Consider the following 11,309-nt stretch of genomic DNA (forward strand, 5'->3'; position numbering starts at 1 on the left):
CGCTTTCTTAACTATAGCGAGGCTAGCAAACTCGACTATAGCGAGGCTAGCAAATCGCCGAGACGCCGTCTTCATCGTTCATCCTCGTCACGCGCCCGGAGCGCGCGGCGCCACAGCGGAATCCGATATGGCGCAAACGGTGACAGACGCCGCGGCGCCGCGGTCCGGTCCGACGCTGAACTACGCCCGGCTGCTCGAGGCGCTGTTCTGGATCACGTCCGTCTCGGGCTCGGTGGTGTTCATCGAGCCGTCTCCATATGATTTTCTCATCCTTCTGACGATGGTCGTGTGGTTTCTCGGCGGCTTCACCGTGCATCGCGGCGTGCTGCCCGGCGCTCTGCTGCTCATCCTGTGGACGCTCGGCGGCTATGTCTCGCTCATCCCCTATTGGAACGAGCACGACCCGGTGGAGTTCATGACGCATACGCTGTTCATCTCGATGACCGGCGTTTTCTATATGCTGTTCTTCTCGCAGGATTCCGCGCGGCGCTTCGAGCTGTGCATGAGCGGCTATGCGGCGAGCTGCGTGCTGGCGGCGGTGATCGCTGTCGGCTCCTGGGCGCAATTGTTCGGCGATCATCGATCGATGACGCTCGACGGCCGCGCCATGGCTCCGTTCAAGGACCCCAATGTGCTCGGCTCCTATATGGTGCCCGGCGTCCTGTTCTTCGTGCAGCGTCTGCTGCTCGGCCGCATGCGCTTCTGGCCGGTGACCCTTCTCGGCCTTTTTCTGTCGGGCGCGGCGCTGTTCGCCTCCTTCTCGCGCGGCTCCTGGGGCGCCGGGATCGTTTCCGTCTTCGTGCTCGCTCTTCTGTCGATGATCACCGCCGATTCGCGGCGCATGCGGCTGCGCATCGGCGCGGCGGCCGCGACAGTGACGCTCATCGTCTCGCTCGGCGTCGCCGGCGTGCTCGCCACCGACGCTTCGGTGCGCGAGTTCTTCTTCAAGCGCGCGGCGGCGACACAGGAGTATGACGAGGGCCCGACGGGCCGCTTCGGCAATCAGCTGCGCTCGCTGCCGATGCTGGTCGAACGCCCGAACGGCATGGGCCCGTTGCGTTTTCGTCTGACCTTCGGCATCGAGCCGCACAACAGTTATGTGAACGCCTTCGCCTCCAACGGCTGGCTCGGCGGCTTCGCCTTCTTCGGCCTCGCGACGCTCACTCTCGCCGTTCTGTTCCGCGCGAGCCTGCAACGCACGCCTTTCCAGAGGCCGGCGCAGCTCGTCGCCGCGGCGGCGCTGGTGTTCTTCCTGCAAGGCTTGCAGATCGACATCGACCATTGGCGCTTCTTCTGGATCTTCGTCGGCGCGGCCTGGGGGCTCGAGGCCGCGCGCGTCCGCTGGATCATGCGTAAACCGCCCGCCTCCGCAGGCGGCTTAAGCGCTTCTTTATGAGTGGCGAGGAAGATCGCCCGGCTGCCGTCGCCCTTTGGCAGGCTCGTCGCGCAGCGGAGACGAAAGACGATGAATCTCGACGCCGCGCTGCGGGAGAATGACGGCAAGGGCCCCGGCTTCCATTTCGTCCGCCACGCTCTGTCCGTCGTCATCCTGCTGCATCACGCCTCCGTGCTCACCGTCGGCGCGGAGCGCGCGCCCGCCGCGACCAAGGGCGACGCGGTCGCGAGCCTCTCCATGCTGCTGCAGGGCGGCGACCTTGTGTTCCTGCGCCAGTCGGTCATCGAGCTGTTGCGGCCCTTCCTGTTCTCGCTCGTCGGCGCCTTTTTCGTGCTCAGCGGCTTCCTCGTCGCCGGCAGCGCCCTTCGCACCCGCGACACGCGGCAGTTCTTGACCTTCCGCGCCTTGCGGATCGCGCCGGCGCTCGCCTCCGAGGTGCTGCTCTCCGCGCTCGTGCTCGGCCCGCTCGTCACGACCAGCGCGCTCGGCGCTTATTTCGTCGATCCGCAATTCTATCGCTATTTCGGCAATATCTTCGGCTTCGTCACTTATGAGCTGCCGGGCGTCTTCACCGACAATCCCGTGCCCGCCCTCGTCAACGGCAATCTGTGGACGCTGCCGCCGGAATTCTATTGCTATCTCGTGCTGAGCGCGCTGATGGCGAGCGGGCTGTTGTTCACGCGCAGAGGCTTTCTCGTCGTCCTCGTGGCCGTCTCGGCAGGCGTGGCGCTGACGGCGACCTTCGGCTTCTTCGCGCCGACGCGCCTCGACACGACGCGCTTCGCCGGGTGGTTCCTCGTCTATCTCTTCCTCGTCGGCGTCGCCCTCTGGGTCTATGCAGAGCATGTGCGGCTCGACCGTCGTCTGTTCGTTCTGTGCGGCGGGCTCTATGTGCTGCTGATGGCGGCCAAGGCGAGCGATTTCCTCGCCGGCCTCTGCCTCGCTTATTGCGTCGTCTATATGGGAATGATGCGCTTCCCGCTGTTCGATCGCCTGATGAAGGCCGATCTGTCCTACGGCCTCTATCTCTATGGCTATCCGATCACCCAGGCGCTGGTCTTCTTCCTGCTGCCCTGTCTCGACGGGGCGCCGAAGGGCGTAAAGCTCGCGACGATCATGAGCCTCGCGCTCGCGGGCGCGCTGATCTTCGCCGCGGCCTCCTGGACTTTCATCGAGAAGCCGGCGCTGAAGCTGAAGCGCTTCGTGCTCCCGCCCCGCCGCGGCGCCGCGCCTGTGCTCGCGCCGGCGGAGTGATCGCGAGCAACAGACCTCACACCCTTTTGCGTTCCGCAAAAGGCGCCCCAGAACGAGGGGGCGGTTTCGCGCCAATTTTCCAAAACCCCTCGCCCTGAGGAGCTCGCGGAGCGGGCGTCTCGAAGGGCGCTCCAGCGCGCGTCGCCCGATGTCACGGCTCGAAGCGCAGGCCCGCCATGATGACATTGGCGGTGAAGCTGGCGTTCTGCCCCGCCGTGCTCGCGAGCCGCTGATAGAAATAGCTCGCCTTGATCGCGACCGAGCGCATGATCTTGTATTCGAGCTTCACGCCGGCGGTGACCACGCGCTCCAGCGTGTCGCCGCCCTGGTAATCATTGGTCTGGAAGCTGCCGGTCCCGGTGATGGTGAAATTGCGCCGCAGCGCATGGACGACGTCGAGCGTGACATTGCGCGAGAGAATGCCGGCGGCGCCGGCGAGCGTCGTCTCGGACAGAGTCGTGCCGGCGCGCAGCGTGAAGGTGGTCAGCGGCGTCGCCGAATAGATGAGCGCCGCGTCGATGATCGGTCCGCGCAGGCGCGGCAGGCGCGCATCGGCATAGTCGCGCTGCGCATAGCCGCCCGACGCCTCTCCGCGCAGGAGATCGGTGATCTTGAAGGTGGAGCCGACGCGCGCCAGGGCGCCCGTGCTGTCGCGCGCATAGCCGTAAGGGTCGAGCCAGGAATCATGCACGCGGCGGTCGATCGTCGCCTCGGCGTAGGGCCTGACGCTCGGCGTCAGCTCATAGGCGATGCGCGGGTTGATCCCGAAGCCGTTGTAGCTGGTGGCGGCGAGGTCGAGCGCCGAGCCGTCGTTGTAATAGGCGTTCTGATAGAGCCAGCGCTCGTAGGAGCCGCGCAGCGTGGCGTCGAGGCGCCCGAAGCTCTGCGTGACGCCGATGGCGGTTCCGAGCGAGACGATCAGCGGGCGGTTGACGACGACGACATTGGGCAGGCTGGTCGCGAGGCCGGGCGCGCCGGGACGCTGCGTGTCCAGCGTGAAGCGCCCTTCGAATTTCACTCTCGTGTCGCGCGCGACGTCGTAGCGGTAGAAGAAATCGCCGACGCCGTCCGGCCGGTCGGCGTTCTCCACGCTGAAATAATCGATATAGCCGAGGCGGAGATTGGCCTGCACGTCGTCGCGCGTCCAGTCCGAGCGCAGCCGCAGCCCGACATCGACGCGGGCGAATTTGGAGCCCTGCACCTCCTGCGCGAGGCGATTGGGGTTCGAATCATAGCCGAAGGTCGGCTCGGCGTAGGCGAAGAGCCGCAGCGAGCCGACGCCGAAGCCGAGCGGGCCATAGGGATCGGGCTCGAGCAGAGGCTTCGCCCGCGGCGGGACGAAGTCCGGGACCGCCACTGTCGGCGGCGGCGGCCGTTCGGGCAGCTCGAGCGCGCCGCGCAGGCCGAGCCGCAGGGCGCGGGAGCGTCGGCGCGAGGCCTCCTTGGCCTCGACCGAGGTCCGATAGGGCTGCAGCCGGGGCAGGGGATGCGTCGGCGAGAAGGGCGGCGGCTTCGGCGGCTGCGGCGGCGGATAGGGCTTGGGCAGTTGCACGCGCGGGCGCGGCAGGCCGTAGTTCGGCGCGCCGGGCGTCGGCGGCGGCTCGGCTCCGCGCCTGAGGCTCGGCGCGAGCGCCTGCTGCGCCTGCGCGGGCGTCGGGGCGTCGGCGCCGGGAATGGGCGGGACGGTCGGCAGGTCGCGCAGCGGCGCAATGTCGAGCGAGAAGGGCGACAAGGACTGGCCGAGCGCGGAACGCGAGGGCCCGACCGCCGCGGGCGCCGCCAGCGACAGGACGATCAGCGTCGTTGCCGCGGCGCGGCTCTCGAACCTTGCGGAAGACACCCGAATCCTCGCGCGGACGCCCGGCAGGGCGCGCCGAATTCGAGCGTTAAGGAGTTATGGTTAACGGAGGCTTACCGGTTCGTTCCGGTCACTCGCCGAGCGCGGCGAGGTAGAGATCGAGGATCTCCTCCTCCTCCCGCCGCTTGTGCTTGTCCTGGCGACGCAGCGAGACGATCTTGCGCATGATCTTGGGGTCGAAGCCCGTGCCCTTGGCCTCGCCATACACGTCCTTGATGTCGTCGGCGATGGCGCGTTTTTCTTCCTCGAGCTTCTCGATGCGTTCGATGAAGGCGCGCAGAGGGCCGCCGTCGACCGTATTGCTGGACATGAGACCTCGTCTTCCCATTCTGTCGGCGGAGGGCGGGCGTTCGATCCGTCTCGAGGGGCGAGCCTCGGAGGCTCGCTTTCCGCCGGTCTGGCGCGAGCCATGCTACGGCGGCGCCGGCGCCGTCAAGCGCGGGGACGACTAATCCCCGCTTTCCCCGCGCGCCGCTTGAATATTCGTCGCGCGGGTCCGACATTCGGGCTCGATCGTGGCGCTCGGAAGGATAGACTCCCATGTTCGACGTCGGCGGCGAAGGCCGCTTCTATTCTCATCCGCATCCTCTCGTCCCGCGCGAGGCGCTCGGCGGCGTGCGCGTCCGCCGGATCGCCGCCCTCTGCCTCGACCTCGTGCTGGTGACTTTTCTCACCGCCATCCTGTGGATGGCGCTGCTCGTGCTCAGCTTCGGCCTGTCGGTGTTTCTGCTGCCGCCGCTCTTTCCGCTCGTCGCCTTTTTCTACAACGGCTCGACCGTTTCCGGCTGGCGCATGGCGACGCCCGGCCAGCGCGCCATGGATCTCGAGGTGCGGCTGATGAGCGGCGAGCCCGCGCCTTTTCTGAACGCCGCCGTCCATGGCGTGCTGTTCTACGTGACTTGGCTGTTCCCGCCGCTGCTGCTCGTCACTTTTGTCACCTCGGACAAGCGCTGCCTTCACGACATCCTCGCGGATGTGATCGTGCTGCGCCGGTCCGTTTAGGGGCGCGCCGCTCGCAAAATGCTTGGCGCGGCGCGGCGCTCGATTCTAATATGCCTCGATGTGTCCCGGCGGCCAGCGCTGGCCGGCGTCGGAGGAAGCGGTATATCGATTTCCGGCACGAGGACGAACGAGCGTGACGAGAGAGCCCCGCGACGCGCCGCAATTCTATCTGACCTCACCCGCGCCCTGTCCCTATCTGCCCGGGCGCGAGGAGCGCAAGGTCTTCACCCATCTGATCGGCCGCCGCGCGCCGGCGCTCAACGACACGCTCACCCAATCGGGCTTTCGCCGTTCGCAGACCATCGCCTATCGCCCCGCCTGCGAGACCTGCCGGGCCTGCGTGTCGGTGCGCGTTCGGGTGGACGAGTTCGACCTGTCGCGCAATCTGAAACGGGTGAAGAAGCGCAACGCCGACGTGTTCGCCGAGGCGCGCCGGCCCCATGCGGGCGCCGAGCAATATGCGCTGTTCCGCGCCTATGTGGGCGCGAGGCACAATGACGGCGGCATGGCCGACATGAGCATGATCGACTATCAGATGATGGTCGAGGACAGCCATGTCGAGACGCGGCTCGTCGAATACCGCCTGCCGCGGCCGGGCGGCGGGCCGGGGCATCTCGTCGCCTGCTGCCTCACCGACTATCTCGCCGACGGATTGTCGATGGTTTATTCCTTCTACGATCCGAATTGCGACGAGCGCTCGCTCGGCGCCTATATGATCATCGACCATGTGGAGCGGGTCCGCCGCGCCGGCCTGCCGCATCTCTATCTCGGCTATTGGGTCGAGGGCTCCCGCAAGATGGACTACAAAGCCCGTTTCCTGCCGCAGGAGCGGCTCGGCATGGACGGGTGGAAGCGGGTGGGGTGAAAGGTCTCCGCTGGGCCGCCTCAGTCGCGAGGCAGGGACAGAGGATGCGCCAGGAGCGCGCGATCGAGAGTGGCGAGCCGTAGATTTTCGATCTTGCATTGAGCGAGCAGCATTCGATCGAACGGGTCGCGCGTCGTCGGTTCGGGCTCCACGCCGACGACGGCGTGTCGACGATTGATCGGCAGAATGGAGAGTCCGATCGCCTCCATATAATCCGCGATATCTTCGAGCGGCATGCCGGGGTCGAGCTTGCCGAGGCGAGTCTTGATCGCGACTTCCCAAAGGCTCGCGACGCTGGCGTGAGCGTGCGTCGTCGGAGACGCCAAGCGCGCCGACAGTCGCAAATCGAACAGATGCAGCGTATCGCGCATCAAATGGAGCAGGACATGAGTGTCGAGGAGGAGCCTCATCCGAGACTTCGCTTCATGTCAGAGTATCGGCCGCAGCAGGATGTCTTCCGGGAGCGGCGCGTCGAAATCCTCCGCGATGAACGGCGCCGGCTCGGCTATGCCGCGAGCCTTCAACAAGCGTCGTCCGGCGTCGAGGTCGAGACCGCATGTCTCGCGGTGGGGAACGAGGTCGAAGACGGGCCTGCCGTCGCGCGTGACGACGACAGTCTCTCCCGCCTCCTCGACCCGTCGGGCGAGTTCGGCGAGCCTTTCCTGCGCGTCTTGGATCGTAACCGTCTCCATGCTTCGATCTTAGGGCGACAAGTCCGAGACGCAAGCTCTTTGCAGTCCCAATGTCACAAAAACGCCGGACTATTCGGCCCTTCTTAACCAAGCTGCCGTAAATCGACGATTGCGCGCCGCGCTTCGCCCGGCGCGGCGCTCGTCGGCTTCTCGGCCGTATCGGGAATTGGAGCTTCTGGTGCGTAGATTTTCACCCTCAGCGTTCACGCCGTCTCTTCGCGCATCCGTCTTCGCCGCGGCGACCGGCGCGTTCGCCTGCGCCGCTTCGCCCCATGCGTTCGCCGCCGGCGACAATTATGGCGGGCAGGCCGAGTGGGCCCAGCGCTATGACGCCGATCCTCGCCTCACCGTGTCGCGCTCGACGACGCCGATCCTGTCGCTGCAGACCGTCGCCGCGACCGAGGCGGCGATCGTGCAGATGCAGGACATCGTCGCGCGCGGCGGCTGGCCCATGGTCCCGGCCGGCCAGCAGCTGCGGCTCGGCTCCAACGGGCCGGCCGTCTCCATCCTGCGCCGGCGTCTCATGGTCTCCGGCGACATCGGGCAGGACGCCGGCGCGAGCACGGTGTTCGATTCTTACGTCGAGGCGGCCGTGCGCCGCTTCCAGGCCCGCCACGGCGTCAATGCGACGGGCGTCGTCGCGCAGCAGACTTTTACCGCGCTCAACGTGCCGGCCGAGGCGCGGCTGCGCCAGCTCGAGACCAATCTGATCCGGCTGCGCAGTTTCTCGCGCGATCTCGGCAATCGCTATGTGACCGCCAATATTCCCGCCGCTTCGGTGGAGACGGTGGAGAACGGCTATGTCGTCACCCATCACATCGCCGGCGTCGGCAAGATCGACCGCCAGTCGCCGGTGATGCAGACCAAGGCGATCCAGATCAATTTCAACCCGTTCTGGACCGTGCCGGCCTCGGTGATCCGCAAGGACCTCATCCCGAAGATGCAGGCCGATCCGAATTATCTCGCCGCCAATCACATCCGCGTCTACAACAAGGACGGGGTGGAACTCGCGCCCGAGCAGATCAACTGGAACTCGCTCGAGGCGCTGAACTACAAATTCCGCCAGGACGTGGGCGGTGATTTCAACTCGCTCGGCGTCGTGCGCATCGACATCGCCAATCCTTACGGCGTCTATATGCACGACACGCCGGCCAAGGGCATTTTCGGCGATGATTTCCGCTTCGTTTCCTCGGGCTGCATACGCCTGCAGAACGTGCGCGACTATGTCGCCTGGCTCCTCAAGGAGACGCCCGGCTGGGACCGCGATCATATCGACGAGGTGATCCGCTCGGGCGAGCGCGTCGATGTGAGGATCACGCCGGCGGTGCCGGTCTATTGGGTCTATGTGACCGCCTGGGCGGCGCCGGACGGCGTGATCCAGTTCCGCGACGATATTTATCAGCGCGACGGGCTCGGCCTCGCCTCGGCCGTCGCTCCGCCGCAGCCGACTGCTCCGGCGACGCCGATCCCGCAACGTCAGGCGGCGCGATCCTCACAGCCGGTCCCGATCTTCGGCGAAGAGGAGAATTGAGGCGAAGGCGAAAGGCGCCGGAACGCGGGAAAGCTCGCGAAAACGTGATGCCGCGCGCCCCTTCTCCCGCTTGCGGGAGAAGGTGGCCCGACGAAGTCGGGTCGGATGAGGGCGCTGCGGCTCCCCGTCCGCCAAAATAGCTACGAGACTTTCGTGAGGGTTCGAGCCCTCATCCGACCCCGCTTCGCGGGGCCGCCTTCTCCCACGAGTGAGAGAAGGAGCGCGAACCTGCCGAGATCGGCGAATCTCACCGCCCCGCGCGCTGGGCGCCGCCGCGCTGGGCGCGCCAGGTGCCGCCGCATTTGTCGGTCGAGGACGACCAGGCGCCCGAACCCGAATTGCCGCGCAGCTGGCCATGCGCGCGCGCCACGCGGCCGCCCTGCGAGGTGAAGCGCGTCATGATCGCGCCGTCGCTCTCCACATAGCCCCAATGCGCCATGCGGCCGGCCGCGAGGGCCGCCGCTCCCGCCTGCGTGCCGACCAGGAGGTCGTCGCGGATTTCGATCGAATCGGGCAGCAGCCCCGGGCAGGAGCCGACCGTGGCGCGAGCCTCGAATGTCCAGGCTCCGTCGTAGCGGCCGGCCTCCGGCGCGGCGCCCCCGCCGTCCCGCGCCGCCGCCGGGGCGCCGCCCGCAAAAATCATCGAACCCAGAACAGAAAGAACGATCCCCCGCATCATCCGGCCTCCTCGAACGCACGCTTCAGCGTGTCGAACATATCGCCGCCAGCGTAAATAAATTCTGCGACTCCCGCCGCGCGCAGCGCCTTTTCCAGTTCGCCGGGCCGCCCGGCGAGATAGACGCGCGCCCCTGCCGTGGAAAGCTCGCGCGCCGCCGCCTCCGCCCGCTCGGCGTAGAGCGCGTCGGAAGAGCAGATGCAAGCAAGCCTGGCGCCGCTCGCGCGAAACGTCGCCGCAAAATCTCCGCCGTCCTCGCCGAAGATCGCTTCGATCCCGCCGACCTCGAAGAAATTCTTGGCGAAATTCGCCCGCGCCGTATAAGCGGCGACCGTGCCGAGATTGGCGAGGAATACGCGCGGACGCGCGCCGGTCGCGGCGAGCGCCGCGTCGGAGCGGTCGCGCAGCGCTTCGAAGGGCTCCGCGAGACGGCGCAGCCGCAAGGGCGCCGAACGGATCGCTCCCTCCGGCGCGACGATTTCGAGGCGCGTGGCGTCGAAGGGCGCGAGGACTGCGACCGGCGCTTCGCCGATATCGGGAAATTCGTTGGAGCCGGTGATCTTGTCGCGCGAGCGCGCGACGTTCTGCGCCCTTTTGCCCGCCGTGTCGGCGACACGGCCTTGCAGCGCGCCCTTCTCCAGCGCCGCGGCGAGTCCGCCCTCGGCCTCGATCTTCTGGAATTCGCTCCAGCCGCGCTCGCACAGCGCCTCGGTCAGCGCCTCCATGCCGCCGGCGCCGGCGGCCGGATCGTCGACGACATGCACATGCGATTCGTCCTGCAGCACGAGCTGCGTGTCGCGCGCCAGCCGGCGGGCGAATTCGTCCGGCGTTCCGAGCGCCTGGGTGAAGGGCAGCACGGTCACGGCGTCCGCCCCGCCGATCGCCGCGCCGAAAGCGGCGAGCGTCGCGCGCAGCAGATTGGTCCAGGGATCGCGCCGCGTCGCCATGCGCCAGGCGGTCTCGGCATGGATGTAGATCGGCGCCGGCGCGAGGCCGCAGGCCTCCTCGACGCGCGCCCATAGGCGTCGGAGCGCCCGGAATTTGGCGATTGTCGTGAACTGGTCGGCGTCGGCGGCGAGGCGGAAGGCGATCAGCTCGCGGGCCGCCTCGAGCGGCGATCCATTCGCTTCCAGCGCCCGCAGATAGGCCAGCGCGGCGGCGAGCGCGAAGCCGAGCTCCTGCGCATCGGAGCCGCCGGCCGCATGAATGACGCGGGCGTCGGCAAAAGCCGCGCCGAAACGGAAGCCGGCCTCCGCGACGCTCCGGACGCTGCGGGCGAAGGCGCCCGAATGCTCGGCCCAGGGAGCCGGCAGGAAGCCGTGCAGCGCCGCGGCGCCCAGCGGATCGAAACCGAAGGCGACGCGGGTGATCGAGGGCTCGATATGGGCGCGGTCGAGCAGGCGGCGGATCGCGTCGACGGCGTTCGTCGCGCGCGGAGAGAATTCGATCAGCGCCGGAACGCCATATTCGAAGTGGAATGTTTCGAAGAGTTGGGCGACAGCTTCGTCGCCATCGTCGACAACGCCGCTTCCATAGGCGCCTTGCGCGCCGGCGAACACAATGTGCAATCCATCGGCGCCGCCTTCGAGGTCGTCCAGCGCGAGACGATTGGCCGCGGCCGGGTCGGCATGGTCGATGCGGGCGAGAACGGACCAGCGGCCGGGCGCAGCGCGCAGCGCGCGCGGGCCGGGCGCAGCGCGCAGCGCGCGCGGGCCGGGCGCCGCCGCGCGCGGATAGAGCGGGGCGATCTCGACGCCGTCGTAAGTCTTGGAAATCAGTTTCTCGAAAGGCGTTCCCTTGAGCGCGCGGTCGACGATCTTGCGCCAGTCCTCCTCTTTTCCCTGTGGAAAGACGCCGGCCAGCGGCGCGTCGTGCAAAGTCATGAGCGAGCCTCGAAGGGTGATCGGTGCGAGCCGTCTTCTTACATGAAGCGCGCCTTGCGGCGAGTCCTATCCCAGCGCTTCGTCCGGGCCGGGCTTTATTTTCCCGGCCGGGCGCCTTAACGAGGATCAAAGCGCCGCCTCCACGGTCCGGG

General features: G+C 67.4%; 11 protein-coding genes. 5 read left to right on the plus strand and 6 right to left on the minus strand.

The genetic code is table 11. The annotated features are described in order from the left end of the window. Nucleotides 1-127 precede the first annotated feature (127 nt). Complete coding sequence (locus tag AC6IW9_RS12770) at nt 128-1,396, plus strand: O-antigen ligase family protein (protein ID WP_497764094.1); 1,269 nt, start codon at nt 128-130, stop codon at nt 1,394-1,396. Nucleotides 1,397-1,465: 69 nt separating this feature from the next. Continuing rightward, nucleotides 1,466-2,650, plus strand: a complete 1,185-nt coding sequence (locus tag AC6IW9_RS12775; RefSeq protein ID WP_497764095.1) for an acyltransferase family protein — start codon at nt 1,466-1,468, stop codon at nt 2,648-2,650. Nucleotides 2,651-2,801: 151 nt separating this feature from the next. On the opposite strand, the gene AC6IW9_RS12780 is transcribed toward AC6IW9_RS12775, so the two are convergent. After that, nucleotides 2,802-4,490, minus strand: a complete 1,689-nt coding sequence (locus AC6IW9_RS12780; protein ID WP_497764096.1) for an outer membrane beta-barrel protein — start codon at nt 4,488-4,490, stop codon at nt 2,802-2,804. Between the two features lie 88 nt (nt 4,491-4,578). Beyond that, a complete protein-coding gene (locus tag AC6IW9_RS12785) occupies nt 4,579-4,818 on the minus strand; it encodes a DUF2312 domain-containing protein (protein ID WP_497764097.1) in 240 nt (79 codons plus the stop codon). 230 nt (nt 4,819-5,048) lie between these two features. Between AC6IW9_RS12785 and AC6IW9_RS12790 the strand changes: the two genes are divergently transcribed. Together AC6IW9_RS12790 and AC6IW9_RS12795 are read left to right on the plus strand one after the other, a co-directional pair. After that, entirely contained in the window at nt 5,049-5,510 is a 462-nt protein-coding gene (locus tag AC6IW9_RS12790; RefSeq protein WP_497764098.1) for an RDD family protein, read from the plus strand. A gap of 133 nt (nt 5,511-5,643) precedes the next feature. Continuing rightward, nucleotides 5,644-6,375 (plus strand): arginyltransferase, encoded by a 732-nt coding sequence (locus tag AC6IW9_RS12795; RefSeq protein WP_497764099.1) that lies wholly within the window; start codon nt 5,644-5,646, stop codon nt 6,373-6,375. A gap of 20 nt (nt 6,376-6,395) precedes the next feature. Here AC6IW9_RS12795 and AC6IW9_RS12800 read toward each other — a convergent pair whose 3' ends face one another. Together AC6IW9_RS12800 and AC6IW9_RS12805 are read right to left on the minus strand one after the other, a co-directional pair. Beyond that, nucleotides 6,396-6,785, minus strand: a complete 390-nt coding sequence (locus AC6IW9_RS12800; protein ID WP_497764100.1) for a type II toxin-antitoxin system VapC family toxin — start codon at nt 6,783-6,785, stop codon at nt 6,396-6,398. A gap of 18 nt (nt 6,786-6,803) precedes the next feature. After that, nucleotides 6,804-7,067: a type II toxin-antitoxin system Phd/YefM family antitoxin gene (locus AC6IW9_RS12805; protein WP_497764101.1), complete on the minus strand. Its 264-nt coding sequence runs from the start codon at nt 7,065-7,067 to the stop codon at nt 6,804-6,806. A 178-nt stretch (nt 7,068-7,245) separates the two neighbouring features. On the opposite strand from AC6IW9_RS12805, the gene AC6IW9_RS12810 reads away from it, so the two are divergent. Next, on the plus strand, nt 7,246-8,598 hold the full coding sequence (locus AC6IW9_RS12810) for a L,D-transpeptidase family protein (protein WP_497764102.1): 1,353 nt from the start codon (nt 7,246-7,248) through the stop codon (nt 8,596-8,598). Nucleotides 8,599-8,845: 247 nt separating this feature from the next. On the opposite strand, the gene AC6IW9_RS12815 is transcribed toward AC6IW9_RS12810, so the two are convergent. Beyond that, a complete protein-coding gene (locus tag AC6IW9_RS12815) occupies nt 8,846-9,277 on the minus strand; it encodes a hypothetical protein (protein ID WP_497764103.1) in 432 nt (143 codons plus the stop codon). Further along, entirely contained in the window at nt 9,274-11,157 is a 1,884-nt protein-coding gene (locus AC6IW9_RS12820) for a methylmalonyl-CoA mutase family protein (RefSeq protein WP_497764104.1), read from the minus strand. Before AC6IW9_RS12820 ends, AC6IW9_RS12815 begins: the two co-directional genes overlap by 4 nt. Nucleotides 11,158-11,309: the final 152 nt, after the last annotated feature.

Source organism: Methylosinus sp. shoA (genome assembly GCF_059718125.1).